Source organism: Zooshikella ganghwensis DSM 15267, assembly GCF_000428585.1.
Classification (GTDB): domain Bacteria; phylum Pseudomonadota; class Gammaproteobacteria; order Pseudomonadales; family Zooshikellaceae; genus Zooshikella; species Zooshikella ganghwensis.
The window spans coordinates 1-26,854 of the sequence record NZ_AUAF01000035.1 but is presented as its reverse complement, the minus strand read 5'-3'; the positions used below and the strand labels follow the sequence as shown (position 1 = coordinate 26,854).

General features: G+C 44.2%; 27 protein-coding genes. 7 read left to right on the top strand and 20 right to left on the bottom strand.

All coding sequences use genetic code 11. The features are described from left to right. Nucleotides 1-52 precede the first annotated feature (52 nt). Together lolD and F607_RS0110165 are read right to left on the bottom strand one after the other, a co-directional pair. Nucleotides 53-739, bottom strand: coding sequence for a lipoprotein-releasing ABC transporter ATP-binding protein LolD (lolD, locus tag F607_RS0110170; protein WP_027708012.1), 687 nt, complete (start codon nt 737-739; stop codon nt 53-55). Next, complete coding sequence (locus F607_RS0110165) at nt 732-1,976, bottom strand: lipoprotein-releasing ABC transporter permease subunit (RefSeq protein WP_027708011.1); 1,245 nt, start codon at nt 1,974-1,976, stop codon at nt 732-734. Before F607_RS0110165 ends, lolD begins: the two co-directional genes overlap by 8 nt. Before the next feature lie 58 nt (nt 1,977-2,034). On the opposite strand from F607_RS0110165, the gene F607_RS0110160 reads away from it, so the two are divergent. From F607_RS0110160 to F607_RS0110150, 3 genes are read left to right on the top strand one after another with little or no spacing between them, the layout of a single operon-like run. Beyond that, complete coding sequence (locus tag F607_RS0110160) at nt 2,035-2,646, top strand: PilZ domain-containing protein (protein WP_051311265.1); 612 nt, start codon at nt 2,035-2,037, stop codon at nt 2,644-2,646. 11 nt (nt 2,647-2,657) lie between these two features. Next, nucleotides 2,658-2,930 carry a hypothetical protein gene (locus tag F607_RS0110155; RefSeq protein WP_038290906.1) on the top strand — a complete coding sequence of 91 codons (273 nt, stop codon included), beginning with the start codon at nt 2,658-2,660 and terminating at the stop codon, nt 2,928-2,930. Between the two features lie 12 nt (nt 2,931-2,942). Further along, nucleotides 2,943-3,656 carry a glycerophosphodiester phosphodiesterase gene (locus F607_RS0110150; RefSeq protein WP_027708008.1) on the top strand — a complete coding sequence of 238 codons (714 nt, stop codon included), beginning with the start codon at nt 2,943-2,945 and terminating at the stop codon, nt 3,654-3,656. 40 nt (nt 3,657-3,696) lie between these two features. Here F607_RS0110150 and sthA read toward each other — a convergent pair whose 3' ends face one another. The 9 genes from sthA to F607_RS0110105 all read right to left on the bottom strand — a co-directional run bounded on the left by sthA (nt 3,697) and on the right by F607_RS0110105 (nt 12,588). After that, nucleotides 3,697-5,091 (bottom strand): Si-specific NAD(P)(+) transhydrogenase, encoded by a 1,395-nt coding sequence (sthA, locus tag F607_RS0110145; RefSeq protein WP_027708007.1) that lies wholly within the window; start codon nt 5,089-5,091, stop codon nt 3,697-3,699. A 158-nt stretch (nt 5,092-5,249) separates the two neighbouring features. Further along, on the bottom strand, nt 5,250-5,495 hold the full coding sequence (gene nqrM, locus F607_RS0110140; protein WP_027708006.1) for a (Na+)-NQR maturation NqrM: 246 nt from the start codon (nt 5,493-5,495) through the stop codon (nt 5,250-5,252). Nucleotides 5,496-5,498: 3 nt separating this feature from the next. Beyond that, nucleotides 5,499-6,626: an FAD:protein FMN transferase gene (locus F607_RS0110135; protein ID WP_084611188.1), complete on the bottom strand. Its 1,128-nt coding sequence runs from the start codon at nt 6,624-6,626 to the stop codon at nt 5,499-5,501. A 90-nt stretch (nt 6,627-6,716) separates the two neighbouring features. Continuing rightward, complete coding sequence (gene nqrF / locus F607_RS0110130) at nt 6,717-7,949, bottom strand: NADH:ubiquinone reductase (Na(+)-transporting) subunit F (protein WP_027708004.1); 1,233 nt, start codon at nt 7,947-7,949, stop codon at nt 6,717-6,719. Between the two features lie 43 nt (nt 7,950-7,992). Beyond that, the gene (nqrE, locus tag F607_RS0110125; protein ID WP_027708003.1) at nt 7,993-8,604 is read right to left on the bottom strand and encodes an NADH:ubiquinone reductase (Na(+)-transporting) subunit E; all 612 of its coding nucleotides are present in this window, start codon (nt 8,602-8,604) and stop codon (nt 7,993-7,995) included. A gap of 2 nt (nt 8,605-8,606) precedes the next feature. Beyond that, nucleotides 8,607-9,269 (bottom strand): NADH:ubiquinone reductase (Na(+)-transporting) subunit D, encoded by a 663-nt coding sequence (locus F607_RS0110120; RefSeq protein ID WP_027708002.1) that lies wholly within the window; start codon nt 9,267-9,269, stop codon nt 8,607-8,609. A 1-nt stretch (nt 9,270) separates the two neighbouring features. Continuing rightward, complete coding sequence (locus F607_RS0110115; RefSeq protein WP_027708001.1) at nt 9,271-10,044, bottom strand: Na(+)-translocating NADH-quinone reductase subunit C; 774 nt, start codon at nt 10,042-10,044, stop codon at nt 9,271-9,273. Then, nucleotides 10,034-11,242 carry an NADH:ubiquinone reductase (Na(+)-transporting) subunit B gene (locus tag F607_RS0110110; protein ID WP_027708000.1) on the bottom strand — a complete coding sequence of 403 codons (1,209 nt, stop codon included), beginning with the start codon at nt 11,240-11,242 and terminating at the stop codon, nt 10,034-10,036. The genes F607_RS0110115 and F607_RS0110110 overlap by 11 nt, the downstream gene beginning before the upstream one ends. 2 nt (nt 11,243-11,244) lie before the next feature. Further along, nucleotides 11,245-12,588, bottom strand: a complete 1,344-nt coding sequence (locus tag F607_RS0110105; RefSeq protein ID WP_027707999.1) for a Na(+)-translocating NADH-quinone reductase subunit A — start codon at nt 12,586-12,588, stop codon at nt 11,245-11,247. Between the two features lie 201 nt (nt 12,589-12,789). On the opposite strand from F607_RS0110105, the gene F607_RS34025 reads away from it, so the two are divergent. Next, nucleotides 12,790-12,954, top strand: a complete 165-nt coding sequence (locus F607_RS34025) for a hypothetical protein (RefSeq protein WP_157365420.1) — start codon at nt 12,790-12,792, stop codon at nt 12,952-12,954. Between the two features lie 8 nt (nt 12,955-12,962). On the opposite strand, the gene F607_RS0110095 is transcribed toward F607_RS34025, so the two are convergent. Beyond that, nucleotides 12,963-14,414, bottom strand: a complete 1,452-nt coding sequence (locus tag F607_RS0110095) for a glyceraldehyde-3-phosphate dehydrogenase (protein ID WP_027707998.1) — start codon at nt 14,412-14,414, stop codon at nt 12,963-12,965. A 219-nt stretch (nt 14,415-14,633) separates the two neighbouring features. Between F607_RS0110095 and mfd the strand changes: the two genes are divergently transcribed. Both mfd and F607_RS0110085 read left to right on the top strand, forming a co-directional pair. Further along, a complete protein-coding gene (gene mfd, locus F607_RS0110090) occupies nt 14,634-18,086 on the top strand; it encodes a transcription-repair coupling factor (protein WP_027707997.1) in 3,453 nt (1,150 codons plus the stop codon). A 129-nt stretch (nt 18,087-18,215) separates the two neighbouring features. Beyond that, on the top strand, nt 18,216-19,013 hold the full coding sequence (locus F607_RS0110085; RefSeq protein WP_027707996.1) for a CsiV family protein: 798 nt from the start codon (nt 18,216-18,218) through the stop codon (nt 19,011-19,013). Between the two features lie 41 nt (nt 19,014-19,054). On the opposite strand, the gene F607_RS0110080 is transcribed toward F607_RS0110085, so the two are convergent. The 5 genes from F607_RS0110080 to F607_RS29045 are packed head-to-tail and all read right to left on the bottom strand — an operon-like array spanning nt 19,055 to nt 23,166. Next, nucleotides 19,055-19,792: an S-methyl-5'-thioinosine phosphorylase gene (locus F607_RS0110080; RefSeq protein ID WP_027707995.1), complete on the bottom strand. Its 738-nt coding sequence runs from the start codon at nt 19,790-19,792 to the stop codon at nt 19,055-19,057. A 3-nt stretch (nt 19,793-19,795) separates the two neighbouring features. Beyond that, nucleotides 19,796-20,956, bottom strand: a complete 1,161-nt coding sequence (locus tag F607_RS29055; protein WP_084611187.1) for a mechanosensitive ion channel family protein — start codon at nt 20,954-20,956, stop codon at nt 19,796-19,798. Continuing rightward, the gene (nagZ, locus tag F607_RS29050) at nt 20,949-21,971 is read right to left on the bottom strand and encodes a beta-N-acetylhexosaminidase (RefSeq protein WP_038290902.1); all 1,023 of its coding nucleotides are present in this window, start codon (nt 21,969-21,971) and stop codon (nt 20,949-20,951) included. The genes F607_RS29055 and nagZ overlap by 8 nt, the downstream gene beginning before the upstream one ends. A gap of 17 nt (nt 21,972-21,988) precedes the next feature. Beyond that, nucleotides 21,989-22,483, bottom strand: a complete 495-nt coding sequence (locus F607_RS0110065) for a L,D-transpeptidase family protein (protein WP_420864432.1) — start codon at nt 22,481-22,483, stop codon at nt 21,989-21,991. After that, nucleotides 22,480-23,166, bottom strand: coding sequence for a TetR/AcrR family transcriptional regulator (locus F607_RS29045; RefSeq protein ID WP_051311264.1), 687 nt, complete (start codon nt 23,164-23,166; stop codon nt 22,480-22,482). Before F607_RS29045 ends, F607_RS0110065 begins: the two co-directional genes overlap by 4 nt. A 1,261-nt stretch (nt 23,167-24,427) precedes the next feature. Here F607_RS29045 and F607_RS0110055 point away from each other — a divergent pair. Then, nucleotides 24,428-24,943: a hypothetical protein gene (locus tag F607_RS0110055; protein WP_027707993.1), complete on the top strand. Its 516-nt coding sequence runs from the start codon at nt 24,428-24,430 to the stop codon at nt 24,941-24,943. A 225-nt stretch (nt 24,944-25,168) separates the two neighbouring features. On the opposite strand, the gene F607_RS0110050 is transcribed toward F607_RS0110055, so the two are convergent. The 3 genes from F607_RS0110050 to F607_RS34020 are packed head-to-tail and all read right to left on the bottom strand — an operon-like array spanning nt 25,169 to nt 26,544. Next, entirely contained in the window at nt 25,169-25,909 is a 741-nt protein-coding gene (locus F607_RS0110050; protein ID WP_027707992.1) for a glucose 1-dehydrogenase, read from the bottom strand. A gap of 34 nt (nt 25,910-25,943) precedes the next feature. Beyond that, nucleotides 25,944-26,384, bottom strand: a complete 441-nt coding sequence (locus F607_RS29040) for a helix-turn-helix transcriptional regulator (protein WP_051311262.1) — start codon at nt 26,382-26,384, stop codon at nt 25,944-25,946. Beyond that, nucleotides 26,359-26,544, bottom strand: a complete 186-nt coding sequence (locus tag F607_RS34020; RefSeq protein ID WP_157365418.1) for a hypothetical protein — start codon at nt 26,542-26,544, stop codon at nt 26,359-26,361. The genes F607_RS29040 and F607_RS34020 overlap by 26 nt, the downstream gene beginning before the upstream one ends. Nucleotides 26,545-26,854 lie beyond the last annotated feature (310 nt).

Here is a 26,854-nt window from a genome sequence, read left to right as displayed (position 1 = left end):
AGCCTCAAAGAGGCCTGCTTCGGGTGTTAAATATTTTTTCTATGCTGAAATCCTAAGCAGCAATTAGCTCGCCCTCTACCAGCTTTAAAACCCTGTCCATTTGATTAGCTAAGGCCAGGTCGTGTGTCACGACTAAAAAGGCTGTTTTTGTCGTCTGACTTAGTTCCTGCATTAACTCATGAATAGTATGTGCTGTATGCTGATCTAAATTTCCTGTCGGTTCATCTAACAGCACACAGCAAGGCTTTGTCACAAGTGCTCTGGCAATAGCGACCCGCTGTCGCTCTCCTCCTGATAACTCTCCGGGCTTATGCTCCAACCGGTGACTTAGGCCGACACGGGTCAGCAGCTCTGTTGCCTGCTCTTTCACAGTTTTAATCTTAACTTGAGGCCTCATTAATAAAGGCATCGCAACATTTTCCAGTGCAGTGAACTCAGGCAGTAAGTGATGAAATTGATAGACAAATCCCAGCTTGCTGTTACGCAGTTGTCCCCGTTCATTTTCAGCCATAGCACTAATCTGCTGGCCATCCAATAACACTTCACCTTCCGTTGGTGTATCCAGTCCTCCTAAAAGATTCAGCAAAGTGGTTTTACCTGAACCTGAGCTTCCTACAATCGCAATTCGCTCACCAGCACTTAGCTGTAAGTTGACTCTCTTGAGCACCTCAACCTCAGCAGGACCTTCCTGATAGCGCTTAACCAACTGTTGACACACTAGTACATGCTGATTATTCATAACGCAGAGCCTCTGCAGGTTGAGTACGGGATGCTCGGTAAGCAGGATAAAGAGTTGCTAAAAAGCTTAAAGACAAAGCAGCGACAGTAATAATACCTACATCGCTCCACTGTAATTGGGAAGGCAAATAATCGATAAAGTACACATCACCACTTAAAAACTGTATTTCAAAGGTCCTTTCAATCCAGTCCACTATTTCTGGTACATTGGCCCCTACCAGAACCCCCAGGATAACTCCCAGTAGCGTTCCTGAAACGCCAATAACTGAACCTTGGACAATGAAAATCCCCATAATAGTCTTGGTGCTAGCGCCAAACGTACGCAGAATCGCAATATCTGATTGTTTATCGGTTACCACCATAACTAACGTAGACACAATATTAAACGCGGCTACCGCTACAATCAGGGTAAGTAACAAGCCAATCATGGTTTTTTCCATTTGGATTGCTTGAAAAAGGCTGCCATGGGTACGGGTCCAGTCACTATAGTAATAACGATCATGCAGCATGTTTGCGAGCTTGCCAACATCCTCTCGGGCAGTAAATAAGTCCACCATTTTCAAGCGAATACCCTGCACGCCTTCCTTGATACGTAATAACTTTGCAGCATCCTGAAAGTGTATAATGGCGAGCGAACTATCTAGTTCAGCACCCACTTCAAAGATACCCACCACATTAAAGCGCTTCATCCTAGGGAAAACACCTGCCGGATTGACAGAGGCATCAGGCAATACCAGCGTCACCTTGTCTCCTACTTGTGCCCCTAACCTACGCGCTACGATATCACCTAATACAATATCAAACTGACCCGGTTTTAAATCAGCCAGTTTACCCGCTCGCATATGATCATTAACGATCGAAACCTTTTGCTCATAGTCTGGTGCTACCCCATAAATGGCAACAGGCTGCACACGCCCATTACTGGTCAGCATGCCTTGAGTATTATTAAACGGCGCCGCACTGATCACCCGAGGTGAGTTTTCCATTTGCTGAATTAAGCTTTCCCAGTCAGAGATGGTGCCATACACCTTGGTGATTTTTGCATGAGGGACCATACCGAGAATTCGCTGCTTCAACTCACGGTCAAAGCCATTCATTACAGATAACACAATGATCAAGACCATCACCCCCAGTACCAGGCCAATCAGTGATATCAGCGAGGTAAACGAGATGAAGTGATTGCGCCGCTTTGCTGCGGTATATCGCAGCCCAATAAACAATGGTAATGGTTTAAACATGCAGTTTTGCCTTAGCCCTCAATAAATGGCTGCTACACTCTAAAACAGATATTCTTGAATGCAAAAACGAACAATAATGGTTTGGTTAGCTATGGCTGACGATGCACAAGATCACCGCGACTACTTCCGTATCGATGACATTGTTGCCATCGAGTATCAACTCATGCCAGAACTCATTGCGCCTGGTGCAGCAGCCTTTCCCTTCAGTGACACTTCTGAGCAATTTCAACTAATAACTGAAATGCAGACAATTGAAGCTGAATCACAGCAAATATTACGTTCAATTCACGAGCAAGACCGCCAAGTAGCGAATTACCTAAAGAATATTGATCGCCGTATTCAGTTACTCAGCCGTATCATTGCCGCTTGCAGTGAAGACATTGCTTCATTGCCACGCCAGTCTGTCAACTTAAGTGAAGGCGGTATCGCCTTCAGCTCATCAGCACCTTTACCAAAGGGAGGGTATATTGCCATAAAACTTGTTTTATTTCCTTCTTATGCAGGAATGCTATTATCAGGACAGATTGTATCTTGTGAAGAAGCGAATAAAACCTACACAAACCACATCACATTTGAATGCATCAGTGACAGTGATAGACAACTGTTAGCGAAACATGTTATTCAATTCCAGGCCCAGCAACGCCGGGCAAGGCTTGATCAATCTGTCTAGGAGTATTCATCATGAAGTCATTAGTGATTAGCAGTCTTACACTCTTTTTAAGCCTTAGCTGCTGGGGTGAAACCGTTAACATAGCAGATCAAAAGCAACAGTCTCAGGTGGGAGATCTTCCCCATCACGGCTTAACTGAGCAGCAGGTACGTCACCAGTTTGGTGAACCTAAAGCCACTCACTCAGTTGGCCAGCCGACTATTACTCGTTGGGAATATGACAAATTCACTGTGTATTTTGACCGTCAGCAGGTGTTACATAGCGTCGTTCATCGTAATCCATAACCTTTATTTGTAATGCTGATTATTGGACATCGTGGTGCTCGGAATGAGGCACCTGAAAATACCCTTACAGGTTTTCGACATGCTATTGACCAAGGTGTTCGCCACTTTGAGCTTGATTTAAGATTGAGTCAGGATCATCAATTAGTGGTTATCCACGATAGCACCGTTAACCGAACGACGAATGGACAAGGAAGAGTCGCTGCCCACACCTATGATCAGCTGAGAATGCTTGATGCCCGTTATGGACTTAAGGGATGGCCTCAATCTGCTCAGATTCCATCCCTAAGTTCACTGGTTGAAGCATGTCCTGAAATTGAACATCTGCAACTGGAGCTAAAAGCAGACAACCGGGCAGAGGCTTATGCTGTTGCAGAGGCTGCTCACCAGTGGCTCGCGCATCATCAACCTCGTGGTGATGTCGTCATCACGTCAGGAGTTTGGCACTGCTTAGACTATATTCAAGGCCTCGATCGGTCATATCGGCTGGGTGCGGTGATTGAACATCATCCTCACCCCCTTCGCTTAGCCCAGGCATTTAATTGTCAACTCTTGGTGCTTTACCACAAACGTTGTAATCCAACCCTAGTCGCGGAAGCTAAAACCAATCAACTGGAAGTATCAACGTGGACGGTAAATGAGGCTGAGGATATACAGCGCATGCTTGACTGCAAAGTTGATAGCATTATTACCGACTGGCCTACTCGTTACCTTCATTTGGAGAACTGATGGTAGGTAATGAGTAAGCTCTGTGCAGCCCTATCGATATTTAAAATAAACGGTTTAACCCATCAAGTGCGGCCACTCGATACGCTTCTGCCATTGTTGGGTAGTTAAAGGTGGTGTTAACAAAATAACGTAAACTATTGGCCTCGCCTTTCTGACTCATAATCGCCTGACCAATATGTACTATTTCTGATGCTTGATCACCAAAGCAATGAATGCCCAAAATCTCCAGGGTTTCACGATGAAACAGAATTTTTAGCATGCCGACGGTTTCATTACTGATTTGTGCTCTAGCCATCGCCTCAAAGTAGGCTTGGCCAATTTCGTAAGGAATTTTTGCCGAGGTCAGCTCTTGTTCCGTCATACCAATAGAGCTTATTTCAGGAATCGTATAAATCCCCGTAGGTACATCATTTACAAATCGCCATTGCTCAGTGCTTGCCGCATTACCAGCGGCTGAACGACCTTGGTCAAATGCAGCACTTGCCAAGCTGGGCCAGCCAATCACATCACCTGCCGCATAAATATGTTCTAACACCGTCTGATAATGTTCATTAACATCCAGCTGGCCCCGGCTATTAGGCATTAAGCCAATATTTTCCAGGCCCATCCCCTGAGTATTACCTGTCCGCCCATTGGCCCACAGCAAGGCATCGGCTTTAAAGCGTTTACCAGAGCCAAGATGGATAATGACACCATCGTCCACCCCTTCAACCTTTTCGTACTCTTCATTATTCCAAATCACCACCCCAATATGTCGCAGGTGATAGCTCAGCGCATCTGATATTTCTTCATCCAAAAAAGACAACAGTTTATCGCGGGTATTGATTAAGTCGACTTTTACCCCTAAGCCACTAAAAATAGAGGCATATTCACAACCAATAACACCTGCACCATAAATCACAATCCGGCGAGGTGTGTGCTTTAAACTCAGGATAGTATCGCTGTCATAAATACGTGGATGGCTAAAATCAATATCAGCAGGACGGTAAGGCCGAGAGCCTGTAGCAATAATGGTTTGCTTGGTTTCCAGGTGCTGGACTGTACCATTTCGATCTAATACCTCAATGGTATTTTCATTAACAAAGCTTGCCCGCCCAAAAAAAATATCAATGCGATTACGGGCCAAATATTGAGTTCTTGACTTAACCTGCTTCGCAATCACTTTTTCTGCATTCTTCAGTACATTATGAAAGCTGAACCAACGTGGCTCACCAATCTCGCGAAACATGGGCTTAGTGTTAAAACTAATAATTTCTTTTACAGCATGACGTAACGCTTTAGAGGGGATAGTCCCCCAGTGTGTACAGTTACCACCAAGCTGTTGCTGCTGTTCAATTAAAGCAACCCGCTTTCCCAGTTTGCGTGCATTGATTGCAGCACCTTCTCCAGCAGGTCCAGACCCTAATACAACCACATCATAATTTGTGACACCCACCATGGCACTCCATCAGTCTTAAGTATTCTTGCTAGGCTAAATGACTGCTTCATCACAAGTACTTTGTAATAAAGAAATATACTGCTTCTTAAGGCTGCGGGTTCCAGAATATCTGGCCACATTTAAATGCTATTGAAGCAGTATTGTTCACGGCTAAATTATTTAGTCGCATCATAAAATTCAGTGGTGGATTCATCCACTTGGCTATCTGAACTGACATTACGCTGCGTATTTTTTTTACATTTATCCTGATTGCCGCCACAGACTTCACAAGCGGTTTTCATTCCCAGCGTATTTAAGCCTCCGCAAGAACCTTTGATCGGTTTTCGCGCAAAAATCACCCCTACAGCCATCCCTACAATGATCAATAACATCATGAGAAACACTAACAGCACAACAGTCATGGCTTACTCCTCTCTGGTACTGGGCGCAAGAAACGGTTTAAAGGAAGGCGATAGGTAACTGGTAAACCCTTCCCCTTCTTTGACAATAAAATAGGCCGCAAGATCGTGCTCTTTTGCCAGCGCCATACCCTCAGGGTAGCCCACAACCATTAACATGGTTGCTAACCCATCGGCCATCGCAACAGATGGGTGCACCACTGTCACAGATGCTAACTTATGAGTAATAGGACGCCCTGTCAGCGGATTAATGGTGTGAGAGAAGCGCTGTCCATCTATTTCATAATAGTTACGGTAATCTCCTGATGTGGCTATTCCCTTACCGGGTGCTTCAATCGCCGCGCTGGCCTTACGCTGACCTAAAGCAGGCTCTTCAATACCAATACGCCAAGGTACGCCAGCCGCTTTTTCGCCTTTGATTTTTAACTCCCCACCGACTTCGACCAAATAACTGTTGATACCCATCGTGTCGAGGGCTTCAGCCACTTTATCGACAGCATAACCTTTAGCAATAGAAGATAAATCAACAAAAACAGGTTTTACTTTAAGTAAGGTAGAGGCCTGCTTATCCGCCTTCACATGCTGATAACCAACCTTATCAAAGGCTTCAGCAAGTGCTTCATCTGAAGGGATGGTTGTCGGTCGCTTATCGGGACCAAACCCCCATAAATTAACTAAAGGCCCAACCGTTACATCATAGCGACCACCACTCATCTCCGAGATTTCTTGACTTAAGGCCACAAGTGTCACGATATCATTCGAGAGCTTAAACACCTCACCAGTAGGAGCCTGGTTAAACTGCATAAGTTCAGAGGTTGGAATGTACGTTGACATACGCTGATTGATATCAGCCAGCACAGCATCAACGCGTTGTGCCACTTCTGACTGACTTACACTGCTATCCCCTGCAATATACTTTACCTGATAAGAGGTGCCCATCGTCGGGCCACTGACCTGCTCTATTGTCTTCTGATTACAACCGGTTAACAGCGCAAGCAGAGACAATAAAATGGCGCAGCCAAAAACATTTTTTTTCACATACAAATATTGTTCAAGTATGTTCACTACAGTACTCACTGATACTAAACAATGATTGCTTGAGTGCCTCACATAAGCAAAAAAGGGTTCAATCATGCTGACCGAACCCTTTTTTGACGTTATCTAAAGCTTTGTATTATGACAGTATAAACTGACATAGTATGTTCACTTTTAACCAGCTCAGTATTAACCACCAAAATCATCAAGCAGGATATTTTCAGGCTCAACACCTAAGTCTTCCAGCATTTTGATTACAGCCGCATTCATCATGGGTGGCCCGCACATGTAGTATTCACAGTCCTCAGGTGCTGGGTGATCTTTCAAGTAGTTTTCAAGCAATACCTGATGGATAAAACCAGTGTACCCAGTCCAGTTATCTTCTGGCTGAGGATCTGACAGTGCAACGTGCCACTCAAAATTGTCATTTTCAGCGGCAAGATGATCATAGTCTTCAATATAAAACATCTCACGCTTACTACGAGCACCATACCAGAATGACATCTTACGCTTCGAGTTCAAGCGTTTGAGCTGGTCGAAAATATGGGCTCGCATAGGTGCCATACCCGCACCACCACCGATAAAGACCATTTCCGCTTCTGTGTCTTTCGCAAAGAACTCACCAAAGGGACCATACACCGTCACTTTATCGCCAGGCTTAAGGTTGAACACCCAGGAAGACATCTTACCGGGTGGCACATCTGAGCCAGGCGGTGGTGAAGCAATCCGAATATTAAACTTCAGAACACCCTTTTCTTCAGGATAATTCGCCATTGAGTAGGCCCGGATAACAGGCTCATCCACCTTGGAGACGTACTGCCACAGGTTAAACTTATCCCAGTCCGGACGGTACTCTTCTTCAACATCAAAGTCCTTATAATGAACTTCATGAGGTGGCGCTTCCAACTGGACATAGCCACCCGCCCGGAAATTGACAACCTCACCCTCTGGTAACTCCAGCACCAACTCTTTGATAAAGGTCGCCACATTGTGGTTTGACTTAACCGTACATTCCCACTTTTTAACCCCAAAAAACTCTTCGGGGACTTCAATTTGCATGTTCTGCTTGACTGGAACCTGGCAAGCCAAGCGCCAACCTTCATTCGCTTCCCGCTTGTTAAAGTGAGACTCTTCAGTCGGCAGAATTGAACCGCCACCATCGAGCACCTTACACTTGCACTGAGCACAAGAGCCACCACCGCCACAGGCCGATGACAAGAAAATGTTATTCTCAGCTAGCGTCTGCAGTAGTTTACCTCCAGCCGCCGTTGTTACTGATTTCTCGGGATCATCATTAATGTTAATGGTGACATCACCGGTACTCACCAGCTTGGAGCGGGCTACCAGGATTACTGCCACCAGTGCAAGGACGATGACTGTAAACATGGCAACCCCGAGCAGGATTACACTGATACCTGACATATCGTTTCCTTATTATTCATTCACTGTTGGTCCACATAACTGCTTAGAGTTGAACGCCAGAGAAAGACATAAAGCCTAATGACATCAAACCAACAGTAATAAATGTTACACCTAAGCCACGTAACCCTTCTGGGACATCGCTATACTTGAGTTTTTCTCGGATACCGGCCAGAGCGACAATAGCCAGCGCCCAGCCTACACCTGCGCCAATACCGTATACGGTACTTTCTGCAAAGGTATAGTCTCGCTCGACCATAAACAAAGAAGCACCCAAAATGGCACAGTTAACGGTGATCAAAGGCAAGAAAACACCTAGCGCGTTGTAGAGTGCAGGCACATACTTATCCAGCACCATTTCCAGTATCTGCACAATAGCTGCAATCACACCGATGTAACTTAAATAACCAAGAAAAGACAGATCAACATCAGGCAAGCCCGCCCAAGCTAAAGCCCCTTCTTTTAAAACATGCTGATAAAGGAGGTTATTGACTGGTACTGTTACTGCCAATACCACAATGACCGCTATTCCCAAACCAATAGCCGCCTGAACCTTTTTAGAAATGGCAAGAAACGTACACATTCCCAGAAAGAATGCCAGTGCCATATTTTCAATAAAAACAGCCTTTATGAATAAGCTAATGTAATGTTCAAACATAATTACATAGCCTCCTTATACTTGCTGTGAGCGGCCAGTTTATAGTCAGGCTGTTCCACTTGGCTCTTCTTCCAAGTTCGGAGGCCCCAAATCAGTAAACCAATTAAAAAGAACGCTGAAGGTGGTAAGAGCAGCATGCCATTGGGTTGATACCATCCACCTTCACTCACCAGCGGCAGAATCTCAACACCAAACAATTTACCTGCCCCAAACAGCTCTCGAATAAATCCTAAGGTCAGCAAAATAATGCTGTACCCTAATCCATTACCAACACCATCGATGAAGCTGGGGATGGGTGGGTTTTTCATAGCAAAGGCTTCAGCACGACCCATGACGATACAGTTGGTAATGATCAGCCCCACGAAAACTGAAAGCTGCTTGCTGATGCTATATGCAAAAGCCTTCAACACCTGGTCCACCACAATAACCAATGAAGCAATAATCGTCATTTGCACGATAATACGAATACTGCTGGGTATGTGGTGGCGGATTAACGACACTGACATATTGGAAAAGGCCGTTACCAGCGTCAGTGCAATACACATTACAACGGTTGTCTGCAAATTACTGGTTACCGCCAGTGCAGAACAAATCCCCAGAATTTGTAACGCAATCGGGTTGTTATCAAAAATGGGGGATAAGATGGTTTCTTTGGTCGTACTCATTTTACGCTTTCCCCGCTCTTAAGTTTGCCAAGAAAGGTCCAAAGCCATTTTCACCCAGCCAGTAATGCAGCAGGTTTTCAACACCACGTGTGGTTAGCGTTGCTCCCGCTAAACCATCAACCTGGTGGTCAAAGTTGGGATTACTCGGGTTCGCTGCACCTTTGACCAAGTTAATCTTCACTTTAAACTGGTCATCAAACACCTCTTTACCAGTCCACAGCGCTTTCCATTTGGGGTTGTCCACTTCACCACCCAGGCCAGGAGTCTCTCCCTGATCATAGAAGCCAAAGCCCACAACCGTTTTGGTATCCCCTTTCAAGGCCAGAAAGCCATACATTGTTGACCAGAGTCCATAGCCATGAACCGGTAAAATGATGGTATCAATGCTATTGTTTTTCTCTACCACATAAACTGTCGCGTAATGCGCTTTGCGCTTAATGCTGGCAATATCCTGATCAGCTGGCACGATGTCAGACTGCTTCGGGTCTTTTGCAGCTTTACGCTGGTCATAGCCACTGGCATTAATCTCATCCGTAAACTGGCCTGACTGCAGATCAACAATTTTCGGGGTAATCGCCGCAAACTGCTCTGCAATAGACTTGTCTGGCTGCATCAAGCCCGCAATTTCCAGAATACTACGCTGTTTATCCAGCTGTTTGTTTTGCTTCTGAGTATCCCGCAACATTACCGCTGCACCGGAAACTAAAACAGAGCAGACCAAGCACAGCAGGACAGAAACGGTAATCGTTTTCTTGATTGAGTCATTAGCTGACATTGAGTCTCGCCTCCCGCCGCTTGATATTCGCTTGCACCACAAAATGGTCAATTAACGGCGCAAACAGATTGGCAAATAGAATGGCTAACATCATTCCTTCAGGGAAAGCGGGGTTAATGACCCGAATCAACACCACCATTACACCAATCAAACCACCAAAGTACCATTTACCTGTATTCGTCATTGACGCTGAAACAGGGTCTGTGGCCATAAAGAACATACCAAAGGCAAAGCCACCCAATACCAGATGCCAGTACCAAGGCATGGCAAACATATAATTGGATTCAGAGGAAATAGCATTGAATAGCAGTGATGTGGCAATCATCCCAATCATCACTCCAGACACAATCCGCCAAGAAGCAATACCCGTAATCAGTAGCACGAAGCCACCTAGCATAATGGCTAAGGTAGAAGTCTCACCAATTGAGCCAGGGATCGTACCGACAAAAGCTTGTGCCCAGGTATAGGTATTTTGCAGCGCGTCCATACCATCAGCAGCCGCTACACCTAAAGCTGTTGCTCCTGTGAAATTATCAACTGCTGTCCAAACCGCATCACCAGATAATTGCGCAGGATAAGCGAAGAATAAGAAAGCTCGCCCTGTGAGTGCTGGGTTAAGAAAGTTTTTACCGGTTCCGCCGAAAACTTCTTTACCAATTACCACACCAAAGGAAATACCCAACGCAACCTGCCATAAAGGAATGGTTGGCGGTAAGATCAAGGCAAATAAGATTGAGGTTACAAAGAAGCCCTCATTTACCTCATGACCACGAACTGAAGCAAATAATACTTCCCAAAAACCACCGACAACGAAGGTCACGATATAAACTGGTAAAAAGTAGGCTGCACCGTATATCAAACAGTCCCACCAGCTATTAACATCATAGCTGCTGAACAGGCTGATAAATGCACCACGCAAACCATCTACTTCAGAAACACCTACTGTTGGCATCGCCTGCAGTGCTTGCAAGCCCACGTTGTACATGCCAAAAAACATAGCAGGAAATGCACAAAACCAAACGGTAATCATAATCCGCTTTAGGTCAATACCATCACGGACATGTGCTGTGCCACCAGTGACTTTACCAGGGGTATAAAAAATAGTATCTGCAGCTTCATAAAGCGCATACCACTTTTCGTACTTGCCCCCTTTATGAAAGTTAGGTTCTATTTTGTCGAGAAACTGTCGCAAGCTCATCTTCAACCCTCCTGCTCAATACGATTCAGGTTGTCACGTAAGATTGGCCCGTACTCATATTTGCCAGCACATACATAGCTGCACAATGCCAAATCTTCTTCATCAAGCTCCAAACAGCCTAATTTTTGAGCCATTTCCGTATCACCAACGATCAGTGACCGAAGTAACTGCGTAGGTAAAATATCCAGTGGCATGATTTTTTCGTAATTCCCCACGGGCACCATGGCTCTGACACTACCATTGGTTGTAGTGGTAAAGGAAAACCGTTTGCTCGCTGAAAGTTTGGATAAAAACACATTCATAACTGAGTGCTTTTCTTGTCCAGCAGCCAACCATCCCATGAATTCGCGCTTGTAACCTTCCTCAAGCACCACAACCTGATTATGGTAACGACCTAGAAATGCCAGTTCATTTTTAGCTGTTGAGCCGCCAAAAATAGAGCCTGAAATTATACGATTGGCCTTATCAGAAACTTCACCTTGAACAAGGTCAGTGAGGTTAGCGCCCAGCTGAGTCTTTACCAACCGAGGCTTAGTCACTTGAGGGCCTGCCAGTGATACGACGCGCTCTACCCATAGTTTACCTGTAGTAAACAGACGGCTAATGGCAATGACATCCTGATAGCCAATATGCCAAACGGTTTTGTTAGTGCCTACAGGATCTAGGAAGTGAATATGGGTTCCAGGCAAGCCCGCAGGATGCGGTCCAGAGAAACTATGGAATGAGGCTGGCGCTTGCCCTACATTAATTGAAGCATTGTCACCGTGACAAACAAATACTTTGCCTGAAGTGAGCCTAGCAATAATTTTCAGCCCCTGCACAAAGTCATCTTGATACTCTTGAATGATGACAGCAGGGTCTGCAGCCAACGGATGGGTATCCATTGCCGTGACAAAAATGGAGTGTGGCCTAGTATCTGGCGCTGGCACTTTGCTGAAAGGACGAGTCCGGAAAGCTGTCCATAAGCCAGATTGAACCAGGTTCTCCTGTACTTGTGCTGGTGTCAGTTGATCAAAGTTTTTTGGCTCATAGCTGGCAAATGTTTCAGCATCATCACCATCAACTTCTATCACAAGCGATTGGAATACCCGTTTTTCACCTCGATTGACCGCGGTCACTACTCCACTTGCAGGAGCAGTATAAAGTACGCCCGGTGTTTTTTTATCAGAAAAGATAACCTGTCCTGTCTTTACCCGATCACCTTCAGCAACGGCCATGGTTGGTTTCATACCAACATAGTCACGGCCAAGCACCGCTACAGAGCGGACTGGGCGACGTGCAGCATCAATGGACTGCTGTGGCGATCCTGTGATCGGTAAATCAAGGCCCCGTTTGATGTTGATCATACGTAATGCCTATCACTGGTTGAACGTTCAAGGTTACCCTAATTAACCCATCACGGACGACTGACACTTGTTGTTGTATTGTTCAGTCAAGTGGTTGCGCTGAGAAGCATGACTTACTTATGAGCTCATAGGCTCACGTTAAAATCATAATGCCTTGTAGGTCAAAACCCATTTCTAGGGATATCTTACAATGCGGTTCACATGAGCATCATCAGGCTAATTAGAGTTATTACCCCACAGAAAAATCGCCAGCATTATAATGATGCAGTCGAAATTATGCCACCTATAACGCCGTATTTATTCAGATTTTGCGGTACTGCGGAGCAACAGCGAACAAAACCCGATGGCAAAGCCACAGGGTTTTGATTCAAATTTTATGGTTTTGGAAACATGGGATAACGAATATTAGCCAACGTTTGCAGTATTCGATTCACCTGAAAACTATAGCCGTACTCGTTATCGTACCACACATAAAGTACACAACGGTTGTTGTCTGCTATGGTTGCCTCTCCATCAATAATGCCAGCATAGCGAGAACCAACAAAATCAGACGACACTACTTCTGGCGAGTTGACATAATCAATCTGCTTTTGCAGCTCTGAGTAAAGTGAAATTTCTCGTAAGTAATTATTAAGCTCATCAGCTGTTGTGTCTTTATTCAACGTTAAATTAAGAATAGCTAAAGAAACATTCGGTGTGGGTACACGTATCGCATTGCCGGTCAACTTACCTTTCAACTCTGGCAACGCTTTGGCCACCGCTTTCGCCGCTCCTGTTTCCGTAATTACCATATTCAACGGCGCACTTCGGCCTCTGCGGTCAGCCTTATGGTAGTTATCAATAAGATTCTGGTCATTGGTATAGGAGTGAACGGTTTCTACATGACCGTGTTCAATACCAAACTGATCATTAACCGCTTTAAGCACAGGGACAATGGCATTGGTCGTACAAGAAGCTGCCGTCACAATTTTATCATCTGCGGTAATTAACTGATGATTCACCCCTTGCACAATATTTTTCAATTCGCCCTTGCCTGGAGCTGTTAATAACACGCGACTCACACCAGAACACTTAAGGTGCTGGGATAAGCTTCCTTCATCACGCCAAATACCGGTGTTATCCACCACGACAGCATTGTCTATACCATACTGAGCATAGTCTACCTCAGCAGGTGAATTGGCATAAATCACTTGAATAAATGTACCATTGGCAATGATCGCATTATTGGTTTCATCAATGGTTATGGTTCCGCCAAATGAGCCATGGATAGAGTCCCTGCGCAGGAGGCTGGCACGTTTAAGTAAATCATTTTTAGCCCCGCCTTTACGCACCACAATAGCTCTGAGGTTTAGCCCATCACCACTCCCTGCACGCTCAATTAATATTCTGGCCACCAAACGACCAATACGACCAAAACCGTATAACACCACATCCTGGCCTTTACCATCGCCTCCAGGGTGTTTGTCAATCACATCTGCAACCTCTTGACGGACAAAGGTAGCCAGGTCCTGTGTTTGTTGTTGCTTCTTGAATTTAATAGCTAACTTGCCCACATCAATATGTGCTGGCCCTAAGTTTAAATCCGTGAGCAGTTGGAGAATCGGGAAGCTGTCTTCAATAGCCAGTTCTTCTGCTTCAATCTGGCGAACAAAACGGTGGGCTTTAATAATATCAATGACCGAGCGGTTAATGATTTGTCGGCTGTAAATGGAAGTCACGACATTGTGCTCACGATACAGCTTGCCAATTAGCGGGATCATGGCCTCAGCCATCGCTTCACGTTTTTTCCAATCCTGGAAACAGTCATGCTGTATTTTTTGATTCACGATTTTTTACCTTTATTTGTTAGCCAATACACTACGGTATTGTTTTTTGTCGATACACACTCTAGGTTATAAGCGCGTATATTATCGAGGCTCGCTACCGGCAACGCAACTCAGTGACGGGTTATTCTTAATACTCGGCGTGCGTTATATCCCATATCTCGCGTATGATGCGTGGTTGGAAAGATTATCTGAATTTTTGTAGGACAAACTGGTAAGTCAATGACCGTTCAACATACGACTCTGGAATTACCCACGCATCGTGGTGATCGACGTTTTCTTGGCAACTTACAGGGTGCGACAACCAGCTGGGCTGTCGCCACAGCCGCTCACCAATTTAATGGATTAAGTCTGATCATTACCCCAGACACGGCCAGTGCGAACCAGATTGAACGTGAACTAGGGTTGTTTTTAGCCGACAACACACTTCCTGTGTTGTCTTTTCCTGACTGGGAAACACTCCCCTATGATAGCTTTTCCCCACACCAGGATATTATTTCACAACGATTACTGACCCTTTACCGTTTGCCCCAAGTGCATCAAGGTATTCTTATTGTTCCGGTCACGACCCTGATGCATCGCATTACGCCCAGCAACTACTTACAAGCAAACAGCCTTATGTTGACGGTTGGCGACCAGTTTGCCCTGGAAACTGAGCGTAAACGCCTAGAAAGTGCTGGTTACCGCTGTGTTGATACGGTTTATGAGCACGGTGAGTTTGCGGTAAGAGGCAGTATTATGGATATATTTCCAATGGGTTTGGAAACCCCAGTACGTATTGATTTATTTGATGACACCATTGAAACCCTACGTTTATTTGATCCTGAAACACAACGCTCAACAGAAAAGCTTAATGAACTTCACCTGTTGCCCGCTAAAGAATTTCCACTCAATCGCAAAGCGATTGATCATTTTAAGCAGGCATGGCGTACAACATTTGATGTGGACTTCAGACAGTGCCCAGTTTATCAAGATGTCACTCATGGCATTGCCCCTGCAGGTGTAGAGTATTATCTGCCGCTATTTTTTGAAGAGTGCGCCACCCTGTTTGACTACTTACCCAGTCAGGTTCAAGCCATCCTATTTGGTAATGTGGAACCGGCCATTGAGCGTTTTTGGCAAGAAGCCAGTAATCGATACGAAAGTCGTCGTCATGATATTCGGCGACCCATTCTGCCGCCGCATCGCGTGTTTGTCCCTAGCAATGAGTTTTTTTCAGCGTGTCGTCAGTTACCGCGACTGCAGCTTGAAAAAGAGACCGTTGAAGAAAAGTCGGGGCGTACCAACCTTGCCAGTTCCCCCTTACCCTCTTTGGCAACGGATGCCCGCCATGAACAACCCCTACACTTACTCAAAGCGTTTATTGCTGAGCACAAGCCTCGCATTCTATTTTGCGCTGAGTCAGCAGGTCGAAGGGAAACACTGCTAGAGCATCTTAAAAAAATAAATATCAACCCTACATTTTTTAGTCACTGGCACGCCTTTGCTGATGATACCAGCAGCGCTTTTGGCATTACCGTGGCGCCTATTGATCAAGGTTTATGGTTCACCGATCAAAACCTGTGTCTGATTACTGAGTCCGAGTTATTTGGCCAGCGGGTGGCACAACGCCGGCGCCGTCGAAAACAGCAAGACCAAAGTGATCAGATCATTAAGAATTTAACTGAGCTGAAAATAGGCGCGCCTGTTGTTCATATTGATCATGGCGTAGGCCGGTATCGTGGCTTGCAAACGCTCACCATTGATGATCACCCGGCTGAATTTTTAACCCTGGAGTACAGTGATGAAGCGAAACTCTATGTGCCGGTTTCCAGTCTCCATTTAATTTCCCGCTACACAGGCGCCGATGATGAGTTAGCCCCCTTACACAAACTAGGCAGTGAACAGTGGAGTAAAGCACGGCGCAAAGCTGCCGAAAAAGCCCGTGATGTCGCCGCCGAACTATTAGATATTTACGCCCGCCGTGCAGCACGACAAGGTTTTCCCTTTCCTGCGCCCGAGCTTAGCTACGAGCAGTTTGCCAGCAGCTTTCCTTTTGAGGAAACTCCTGATCAGCAGTCAGCTATTCAAGCCGTCATACAAGACATGACCTCGCCTCAACCGATGGACCGACTGGTCTGTGGTGATGTGGGCTTTGGTAAAACCGAGGTCGCGATGCGAGCAGCGTTTATTGCCGTGCAAGGCAGCAAGCAGGTTGCCGTCCTCGTCCCCACCACCCTACTCGCCCAGCAACATTATGAAAGCTTCAAGGATCGCTTTGCCGATTTACCCGTTAACATTCAGGTACTTTCACGCTTTCGTAGCAGTAAAGAAGTGAATCAAACCCTTTCAGCCTTAGAAGAAGGCAAAGTGGATATCGTCATTGGAACTCACAAGCTGTTACAAGGGTCTGTCACTTTCCGCAACTTGGGCTTAATCATTATCGATGAAGAGCATCGGTTTGGGGTACGCCAAAAAGAGCAGTTAAAAGCCCTGCGCGCTGAAGTCGATATACTGACCCTTACCGCCACCCCCATTCCACGTACTTTAAATATGGCGATGGCCAGCCTGCGAGACTTATCGATTATCGCTACGCCACCAGCACGCCGGTTATCGGTAAAAACCTTTGTCCGTCCCTCTGACTCACACTTGATTAAAGAAGCCATTCTCCGTGAGCTGCTACGTGGTGGGCAGGTGTATTACTTACACAATGAAGTCAAAACCATTGAGAAAGTCGCCGAAGAACTTACCGAGCTGGTACCCGAAGCTCGTATTGCCATTGGTCATGGGCAAATGCGGGAGCGAGAGCTAGAGCAAGTCATGTCTGACTTTTACCATAAGCGCAGCAATCTGCTGGTGTGTACTACGATCATTGAAACCGGTATCGATATCCCAAGCGCTAACACCATCATTATCGACCGGGCAGATAAATTTGGTTTAGCACAACTGCACCAGTTACGTGGTCGGGTTGGCCGTTCCCACCACCAGGCTTACGCTTACTTACTCACGCCTGAATCGAAAAAAGTCACTGATGATGCCGTAAAACGCCTGGATGCTATCTCTGTAGCAGATGAACTAGGCGCTGGCTTTACCTTAGCGACCCATGACTTAGAGATACGGGGTGCTGGTGAGTTGCTAGGTGATGAACAAAGTGGGCAGATTCAATCTGTGGGTTTCAGCTTGTATATGGAAATGTTAGAGCGTGCTGTTGCATCCATTCAAAAAGGTGAAACCCCTGACTTGGATAAACCTTTACAACAAGGCCCTGAAGTGAATTTACGGGTACCCGCCTTACTGCCTGACGATTACATTGCCGATGTTCATACCCGACTGATGATGTATAAGCGCATTGCAAACGCCACCACCACTGAGTCACTAGAAGAACTGCAGGTGGAACTGATTGACCGCTTTGGCTTATTACCTGAGCCCACGAAATACCTGTTCAGGCAAACAGAGCTTAAGCTGTTAGCGCAAAAGCTCGGTATCCATAAAATCGATACTGGAGCAGAAACGGGTCGTCTGGAGTTTGGCAGTGAACCTCAAGTAGACCCATTAAAAATTGTGCAACTGGTACAGGCTCACCCTTATCGCTACCGACTGGAAGGCGCGACCATCTTTAAATATTTTGAAGACATGCCTTCTCCTGATCTGCGCTTAAAAACTACCCAGCAGGTTATGACTCTGCTGGCAAGCTAGTCCCGGTGATCACTGTTAAAGAGCGTATTCACTGTTTTTGGCATATCCATTGTTTTAATGGGTAAACTGACTAGCCTCTGGCTAAGCTTAGGGTGTGATTATTGAATGGAATAAGCTAACAACTTGAAAATGCAAAGCATTGGATGCTCACGATTACTCATCCTAACAGGAGCGCTGTTGACTGTTGCTGCCTGCCTGGCGGCAACAGCACAACCAAGCAAACCTGCAGCAAACAGCTTAACAGAGCCTTTACCCGAATGGCTGCAAGTCGAAGTCATTATCGTTCAGCAAGAGTTTAACGAAGATACACTGGAAAACTGGCCCGCACTCAATAAACACCCCCTTCCCACACACTACGCTTACCTTTCTGATCAATCCCTGAGCAACATTGGGAGCAACTTAACCGCCCGTACTACTTATCCAGCACTTCAGAAAGATCAACAAACCTTGTCCACAACTGTACAAAAACTACAACGCAACCACACATTTTTTGTGCTGACCTATGCCGGTTGGATGCAACCCTACCAACAAGCTGAACCTATCCGCATAGAGGGTGGACAGTACTATGAAGACCAGCCCGAACTTATTGGCACCATACAAATTCAACCTTTTGAGCATGTTTACCAGCTCAAGGTCGACTTGTGGTTTCGCACATTTGAAGTAAGCGCCCCGACCAAGCAGCAAGCCGCACGCCAGCATCGTTGGAATGTTATGGAATTTGAGGATGAAGCAGAAATGACTGCCGAGGAGCGCTGGCTAGCCTCAGCCAGTCCAGATGACCTGCGCTACGAACTGAAAGCCAACTACAGTTTGCAGCAAACCGAAGTGGTTACGCCAAAAACACTGCACTACATTGACAGCCCTGTTATTGGCGTAATTATCAAGTTGACACCTATTTTACCGTCACAGGAAAAACCCGCCTCATAATCATTAATGGCATCAGATCAATCCGTATGTCAGTCCAATACTTATCGGTTAAGGGTCGCCAGCAATAGACGTTTAACGTTTTGCATACCTTTAGCTAACGCCAGCTCAATTTCATCCATGGTTATAATCCCTGAGCTTCGTCCAGCCGCCATATTGACAACTAGGGCTATACTCGCGTAGTCCATTTCCATCTCACGCGCTAAGGCCGCCTCTGGCATAGCTGTCATGCCAACAATATCAACGCCATCTCGCTCTAAACGATTGATTTCGGCAACCGTTTCTAAACGTGGGCCTTGAGTACAACCATATACAGCTTTTTTTGTAACTGATAACTGAATATCCTGAGCGGTCTGCAACAGCCGGTCCCTCAAGTTAGGGCTAAAAGGCTCAGTAAAATCAATATGATGCACTGGCTGATCATCGCCAGGAAAAAAAGTATGTTCACGGCCGTAGGTGTAATCAATTACTTGATCAGGTATTACAATACTCTCAGGTGGTATTTCTGAGCAGATACTCCCCACCGCATTTACGGCAAAAATCTGATTCACGCCAAGCTTCTTTAACGCAGCGATATTCGCTCGATAATTAATACGATGTGGCGCAAACTGGTGAGGACAGCCATGGCGTGCCAAGAAAGCAACCTCAACATTCCCTAACTTGGCAATAGTAATAGGCGCAGATGGATTACCATAAACAGTTTCGTGCGAAACGGTATCCTTTAGCTCCAATTCTGGCCACTGCGTCAGCCCCGTGCCCCCAATAACAGCCATCGACGGCATGTGTTAATCTCCGTGTTCTAATGCAACTTTATTATCAGGATGATGTAAACCATTTGCTGTATTAACCTGTAATGCATCAGGTAAATGGACCGTTTGTGTTGGAAAGGCTACCTCTGCCTGGTGCTCAGCAATGATTTTTAGAATTTTTAGCAGAATATCCTGCTTAATTTTATGGTATTCGACCCAGTTTGTCGTTTTGGTAAACGTGTAAATAAAGAAATCCAGTGAGGATGGCCCAAACGCATTAAAATTAACAATCAAGGTTTGCCGGGTATCAATATCAGGATGACTTTCCAGCATACTTTTCACTGATTCAATAATCGGCTGGACTTTATTGGCATCATCATAACGGACACCAATGGTTTCATAGATCCGTCGATTCAACATTCTTGAAGGGTTTTCAACCGAGATATTGGCAAATGTTGAGTTAGGAACATATAAAGGTCGTTTATCAAAAGTACGAATACAAGTTAACCGCCAACCAATATGCTCAACGGTACCCTCAATATTTTTATCTGGAGAGCGAACCCAGTCACCGACTTTGAAAGGTCGATCTAAATAAATCATCAACCCACCAAAAAAATTGGCTAATAAATCTTTTGCTGCAAAACCAACAGCAATACCACCAATTCCCCCAAAAGCCAGCACACCCGATATGCTGTACCCTAATGACTGAAGTACAACAAGTACTGCAGTAATAATAACGGCTGCCCTTAGCAGCTTGCCAATAGCCGATACAGTCGTTGCATCCATCGGCTGGCGATGAGAAGGTGGTGCGATCAGTGTTTGCTCAATATTATGTATTAAGCGCACAAGAAACCACGTGATTAGTCCAATCACAATCACTTGGCGTGCCGGCTCAATAATATCAAACACCACAGCATGCGACACTTTACGCGTAATTTCGGCTGCCCAGCTTAAACCTATCACCCAGATCAGGATTTCAAGAGGTTTCCGTGCTGCTGCGATTAACGCGTCATCCCAGACATTAACGGTTTTTTCTAACTGTATTGCTAGCTTATTCAACACTCGTCGGGCAATAAAATTTGCCAGCAGTGTTAAAAACACCACCGTAAATACCTGATAAACCCAAATATCTTGGCTTTTAATAAAGTCAAAGTATTGCCAGAAGTTGGTTACCGCCTTATCAACGTCCTCAGTCATAACTCCACCGCATCAAGCGTGCTCGGGTCTCTACCCAGCGCGCATCTTTTTGTAACTGGTCAAAATCAACATAATTATTCGAACGCAGTGTACGGATTTGGTTTCCACAATCAAGCTGAGCAAAAGCTGTCTGCTGAAGCAGCTGTAAGACTTTGGCTCGTTGATTACACACCAATAACAAATCACAGCCTGCATCAATTGCGGCTTGTGCTTGAGCAACTGCACTGCCATTTAGCCAACTTGCCCCTTGCATAGACAAGTCATCGCTTAAAATAACGCCCTTAAAGCCAAGTTTTTCGCGCAAAATGGTCGTTAACCAATAATGAGAGAAGCCTGTTGGCTCTGCGGCAACCTTTGGAAAAATGACATGAGAAGCCATTACCGCAGGAATACCTTGCCTGATAAATGTTTTAAACGTTAAGCCATCAGTAGACATAATGTCTTCAAAGGTACGCTCATCAACAACCTGATGATGATGGCTATCTTCCGCTACCCCACCATGACCTGGAAAATGTTTGATACAAGCTGACATGCCTGCTGCAGTTAACCCCTCAATAAAGGCACCGGCATACTCAACTACACATTGTGGGTCTTCAGCAAAAGCTCGATCACCCACTACTGTACTGATGCCTCGATCTAAATCCACGACAGGAGCTAACGTTAAGTCAATACCACAGGCTAATAACTCACTGGCTAACAACCACCCAACATCACGTAATAATGCTGGAACCTCAATATTTTCGTGTTGTGCCGCTTTAACTAAGCGCCCCATTGCAGGAATACGTGTAAACTCAGCCTTAAAGCGCTGCACACGACCACCTTCCTGATCAGTCATAATAAGCAAATCAGGACGCAAAGCCCTCACCTGCTGTATTAAATCCACAAGTTGTTGTCGATGCTGATAATTACGACTAAATAAAATCAGCCCACCGACCCTGTTGTCATGGAGTAATTGCACATCTTCTTCGGTCAACTGGGTGCCGGCAATGTCAATCACAAATGGTCCAGAACGCATACTGAATCCTTGATCAACTAACGCTTAATAAGCACAGGCGTCCCCACAGGGATCGCATTAAAAAGTTCGACTAAATCCTGGTTTCGCATCCGTATACAGCCATGAGAGTGAGGTTCCCCCATCGGCTCGGTATCCGGCGTGCCATGAATATAGATATAACGACGCATGGTATCCACATTCCCCAACCGATTGATGCCCACTTCACAGCCACATAGCCAAAGAATACGGGACAAAATCCAGTCACGATGAGGGTATTGTTTAGCCAGCTGCGGCGTGTAGATTTCACCCGTAAAGCGACGCCCGACAAGCACGGCATTTAAAGGGCATTCTCCACCAATTTTGGCTCTAATATAGTGTTTGCCTAATGGGGTTTGGCCACTGCCTTGCTGTTGCCCTACCCCATTTTCTGCTGTCGAGATGGAATAACATACAGGGGTATCATTACCAGTATTAAATAGCAGCAGTTGCTGTGTACTTACACAAACTTCAAGGCGTGGCATTACAGACATCATGTATCAAATGCTGTTTGTTCGCTCGAAGTATGAGATGAGGTTAATGTTGGTACATCAGCACGCATACCACTGGCAAGAAAAGGCACCATTCTTTCAAGTATCACAGGAATATTTGGATGCTCACCATATTCTGCCTCAGCAATCGCACGCAGTGCATCCAGTCCAGACATGGTGAATGCTACCGAGCCAAGCATAAAGTTAATACGCCAAAACAGCTCTTCCTTGGGTAACCCAGGTGCAGCGCGGACCACAAGTTCAATGTAACGCCTAAACGTATCACCATAAACTGACTCAAGATACTTACGCAAATGCCCTTGGGTTTGACTAAAGGCCAGCCCAAGTAAACGCATAAAGATTGATAAATCGTTTTTACCGCGAGACTCTACGGATAAAATCTGCTGGAAAAGCAGTTTAAGTAGCTCTTCTAAACTCAGCGTTTTTTCATGCCACTGCGCTTCAACATTATCAAGCGCTTGTGATAACTGCTTACTAAATGGGTCCAGAAAACGGGAAAAGACCGCCTGTATCAACACTTTTTTAGAGCCAAAATGATAATTAACCGCTGCCAGGTTAACTCCAGCTCTACTTGTGATGGTGCGTAATGATGTTTCTGCAAAGCCTTTTTCAGCAAATAAGGCTTCTGCTGCATCAAGTATTCGCTCTACCGTGTCTGATTGCGCCATAATAAATTCGATTTAAATACCATCAATACCCTTCATGAATCGTGCTTTGGGTTCACTGTTTAACTCAGGGAAGTATTAACCTGGTTAACTACTCAACAACAGACATTAACCAACCAGTAATGGTTCCGAACACCTCATGCTCTTCGGCCTGTAGTGAGTCAAATCGTTCCCCCTGTATTTCACTTAACTGAGAAATACCTACAAACTATTACACTAATATGACCTACTGGCCTCATTAAGCACTCATCTAAAGGTGACTTGTTAGACAAAAAATAGTCAAAATTCAAACGATTTGAACATACGTATTAATCATGTATAAGTCAAGCAACAGGAAAGCAGGTTGGCAAGTCAGGCAGCATGCTACTTACAACGTATTTTCGAATGACAGGCTACTGCTCACTTAATAACCTTTAGACTGCATAGGTTTTACAACTGAACATTGTTTTTGATCAGGTAAGTCAAGCTTTAAATATTGACAATATCCTCACTTGCGATTTGGGAAAAAACCAAAGGTTAAATCTGAAATAGCAAACTAAAAGGTAGCTTCCCAAGTCACTTTAGAGAAGGCAAAAAGCAATAGGCATCGCTATATGAATACGGCACATAAAGCCATTCGCGCCACCAACATCCCATATGCCGTCAATCACCGGCATATCATTACATAAATATTTAGAGAACAAATAATCAGACTTATTATCTCAATACTCTAAACATTTTTACCAAGCCATAGCCCCATAGTCACTCACGTGCAGAGCAACTTTTTGAACACTATGGTTATCAAAGCCGTATTGACACAGGAATCTGTCTTTGGGAAGAATCGTAAAAGGGTTTTACGTTCAATGTTAATAAGCCTCAACGCATATTATTATTCCGTTTTTTATTGGTATTCTTAAAAAGTCCATTATATACCCTTCAAGAATCATTTTTAGGGTTTGTTGTCAGCGCTCTTCACACCAGTCACTTATTAATATAAGCTCCGGGAGCTTCATCGCTTGACGGCCGCCCCTAAAAACCCTTCGTTTTGGGTATACATAGTGGGTCAATAACTTATTGGACTACCCTACAAACAGTACACTAAAGGTATACCCTAAATGCACCAGTTGTCAGGTAAATAAATACAATGAGTTAAAGAAAGAAAAAGGATAAATTACTTATTAAATAATTAGATAATCCATGACAAACTGAATACTTACAATCAATCGAGTTTTAACTATCATATATAGATATTATAACGTGACTACTACTGAGCATGGAGGGCTATATGCTAAAGGCTATATTAATGATTTTTTTCATTTTCCCATCAATAGTAATTGGAAATGAAAAAAATCTTTTAAGTGATATACTCCCTAAACCAACAGTAGAAGAAAAAGAAAAAATTTATAATTTATTTGTAAAAACCAGGTATATATTGAGTGCAGTATTCCACATAAAAAATATTCAGCAATTTGAAGAGCTTGATAACAAGAAACCTCTTGCATACCAATCTAAAGCGGAGTTTAACACAAAAAATAAAAAACTAATTCATGATATAAAAAACCTTAAATTAAATGCTCAGTCGTTACCTTCTAACTACTTGAAAGTCGCTTTATTCAATATTGAAAATTGTGCTGTCTATATCCAACCTGCAATTTCTTACTGTTATGAAGCTTTAGAGGAGCTTAAAGACTTTTGGTGGTCGTGGAATAACCTAGATACGTATGACGTTTTTTTGACTAGACATAACTACGAGTGGCAAGGGTTTCCAAAGATAGAGCAACTTAAGGCTTTTAACAATTAGGCTAAAACACTTGCCTAGAGTTCTTCAAATAATAACTGACTATTCTATTCAGTGCTTAATTGTTAATCAGTTTTAAGTCAGTACACTATAGGTGTACCCTAAATGGACTATTCAATAAGTCAAACCTGAATGGCTATAAGGCTTTACGAAACTTATTGTATTCATAAAGCCTTTCTCACGTTACAGTAATGTGCTAACACTTGTTATTGCAATCTTCCATTCACATTAAACCTGTGTAAGACCACCATCAACAATTAAGTCTATCCCCACAATATACGCAGCTTCATCTGAGACTAAAAATGCTACAGCATTCGCTACATCTTCAGGTTTTCCTATTCTGCCTAAAGGTATGGCTTGTCTCGCTCCCTCACGCACATTCTCTCCATCAACGCCCATTTTAGTGTGGATAGGCGTATCAATAAGACCTGGAGAAATGGCATTAATACGAATACCTTTACATGCCAGGTCTGCAGATAATGTCCTTGCTAAAGAGCGCGCAGCTGCTTTTGATGCCGAATATGCTTCTAATTGTTGAAACCCTTTAATACCAGAAATTGACGCATTTATGACTATCGATGCCCCTGATGATAAATAGGGTAATGCTTGCTGAATCGTAAAGAATACACCTTTTGTATTAACATTAAACATTCTATCAAAATGATCTTCTGTCACGACATCTAATTGAGTAAACTCACCCTGTCCGGCATTGGCAAAAATAATATCGAGTTTACCAAACTCTTTGTGCACATAGCTATAAAGTTTAGAGAGATCTTCCTGACTGGTTACACTCCCTTGAAAAGCAAAGCATCTATCACCTAACTGATTAACAGCTATTTCTAGTTCATCTTTATTACGGGCAAAGATTACAACGGTTGCCCCTTCTTGTACAAACTTTGCAGCCGTTGCCAACCCAATCCCTGTACTACCACCAGTCACTACAGCAACTTTGTTTTCAAGTCGTTTCATACAATGCTCCACTTATTCTTAAAAAAACAAAATATCATCGCCATTTTTTATAGGATCGATAAAAAGAATTCACACTATCAAAACCCAGTAGAAACGCAACCTCTCCTTTTTTTAAGCCTTTTTTTTCCATATAATACGAAGCCATTTCCTTTCTAACTTCTGTTAATAATGTATTAAAATTGGTGTTATGCTGGCTTAACTTCCTTTGCAATGTTCTTGGGTTCATTGAAAGCTCTGCAGCAACACGTTCCAAACTTGGCTTTTCACCTGTTATTATATTGACTAAAACTTTTTTCACTTGCAAAGTAATTGAGTGATGATGATGAGAAAGTGCTAATTTATTTTTTAACGGTATATCTAATATCTCAAGTAAATCAGGATTCGCTGTTATAAACGACTTTTGATAAACATCTTTTCCCAATACCAGTATATTTGCTTTAGCATTTGGCTTAACATAACACCCAATTTTCAGCATACCCAGGAGCAATAGCATCTCTCGTCAATTCAACTCGATTTGGAATGACTTTTTGTTGTAAGCCTAAACTACCCAAACGAAGAATAAAGCTGATTTCTGTATCAACTAACATATCGGGTTCAGAGTCATGAACTCCAGTCCAACAATGGAAAATGAGCACCTCACTATCATTTTCACTCGACTTTGGCCATTTAACTTAAGCAAGTATGCTTAAATAATGAGCAGAATTTGATTTTTTTGGTAGAAAACAAGCAGAATAACTGGAGTTCAAGTGGCAATGACGGCACAATTTTTTTGACAAAAAAATTAAACCATTCCAAGGAAGGGACCGTCATTGCCTGACTCAATTATAACGATTTTATCCGCATTTGCACCTTTAATGAGTTCAGCTACTTGGCTAAAAGCAACGACTTTAATAAAGGGCGCTTTGTTATGCAGGGGACCAAGACGTATTACTTCATTGCTACGAG

Coding starts and splice junctions, on each gene's coding strand:
- lolD (WP_027708012.1), bottom strand. CDS start 739: ATGAATAATCAGCATGTACTAGTGTGTCAACAGTTGGTTAAGCGCTAT.
- F607_RS0110165 (WP_027708011.1), bottom strand. CDS start 1,976: ATGTTTAAACCATTACCATTGTTTATTGGGCTGCGATATACCGCAGCA.
- F607_RS0110160 (WP_051311265.1), top strand. CDS start 2,035: ATGCAAAAACGAACAATAATGGTTTGGTTAGCTATGGCTGACGATGCA.
- F607_RS0110155 (WP_038290906.1), top strand. CDS start 2,658: ATGAAGTCATTAGTGATTAGCAGTCTTACACTCTTTTTAAGCCTTAGC.
- F607_RS0110150 (WP_027708008.1), top strand. CDS start 2,943: ATGCTGATTATTGGACATCGTGGTGCTCGGAATGAGGCACCTGAAAAT.
- nqrM (WP_027708006.1), bottom strand. CDS start 5,495: ATGACTGTTGTGCTGTTAGTGTTTCTCATGATGTTATTGATCATTGTA.
- F607_RS0110135 (WP_084611188.1), bottom strand. CDS start 6,626: ATGATTGAACCCTTTTTTGCTTATGTGAGGCACTCAAGCAATCATTGT.
- nqrF (WP_027708004.1), bottom strand. CDS start 7,949: ATGTCAGGTATCAGTGTAATCCTGCTCGGGGTTGCCATGTTTACAGTC.
- nqrE (WP_027708003.1), bottom strand. CDS start 8,604: ATGTTTGAACATTACATTAGCTTATTCATAAAGGCTGTTTTTATTGAA.
- F607_RS0110120 (WP_027708002.1), bottom strand. CDS start 9,269: ATGAGTACGACCAAAGAAACCATCTTATCCCCCATTTTTGATAACAAC.
- F607_RS0110115 (WP_027708001.1), bottom strand. CDS start 10,044: ATGTCAGCTAATGACTCAATCAAGAAAACGATTACCGTTTCTGTCCTG.
- F607_RS0110110 (WP_027708000.1), bottom strand. CDS start 11,242: ATGAGCTTGCGACAGTTTCTCGACAAAATAGAACCTAACTTTCATAAA.
- F607_RS0110105 (WP_027707999.1), bottom strand. CDS start 12,588: ATGATCAACATCAAACGGGGCCTTGATTTACCGATCACAGGATCGCCA.
- F607_RS34025 (WP_157365420.1), top strand. CDS start 12,790: ATGAGCATCATCAGGCTAATTAGAGTTATTACCCCACAGAAAAATCGC.
- mfd (WP_027707997.1), top strand. CDS start 14,634: ATGACCGTTCAACATACGACTCTGGAATTACCCACGCATCGTGGTGAT.
- F607_RS0110085 (WP_027707996.1), top strand. CDS start 18,216: ATGCAAAGCATTGGATGCTCACGATTACTCATCCTAACAGGAGCGCTG.
- F607_RS0110080 (WP_027707995.1), bottom strand. CDS start 19,792: ATGCCGTCGATGGCTGTTATTGGGGGCACGGGGCTGACGCAGTGGCCA.
- F607_RS29055 (WP_084611187.1), bottom strand. CDS start 20,956: ATGACTGAGGACGTTGATAAGGCGGTAACCAACTTCTGGCAATACTTT.
- nagZ (WP_038290902.1), bottom strand. CDS start 21,971: ATGCGTTCTGGACCATTTGTGATTGACATTGCCGGCACCCAGTTGACC.
- F607_RS0110065 (WP_420864432.1), bottom strand. CDS start 22,483: ATGATGTCTGTAATGCCACGCCTTGAAGTTTGTGTAAGTACACAGCAA.
- F607_RS29045 (WP_051311264.1), bottom strand. CDS start 23,166: ATGGCGCAATCAGACACGGTAGAGCGAATACTTGATGCAGCAGAAGCC.
- F607_RS0110055 (WP_027707993.1), top strand. CDS start 24,428: ATGCTAAAGGCTATATTAATGATTTTTTTCATTTTCCCATCAATAGTA.
- F607_RS0110050 (WP_027707992.1), bottom strand. CDS start 25,909: ATGAAACGACTTGAAAACAAAGTTGCTGTAGTGACTGGTGGTAGTACA.
- F607_RS29040 (WP_051311262.1), bottom strand. CDS start 26,384: ATGCTGAAAATTGGGTGTTATGTTAAGCCAAATGCTAAAGCAAATATA.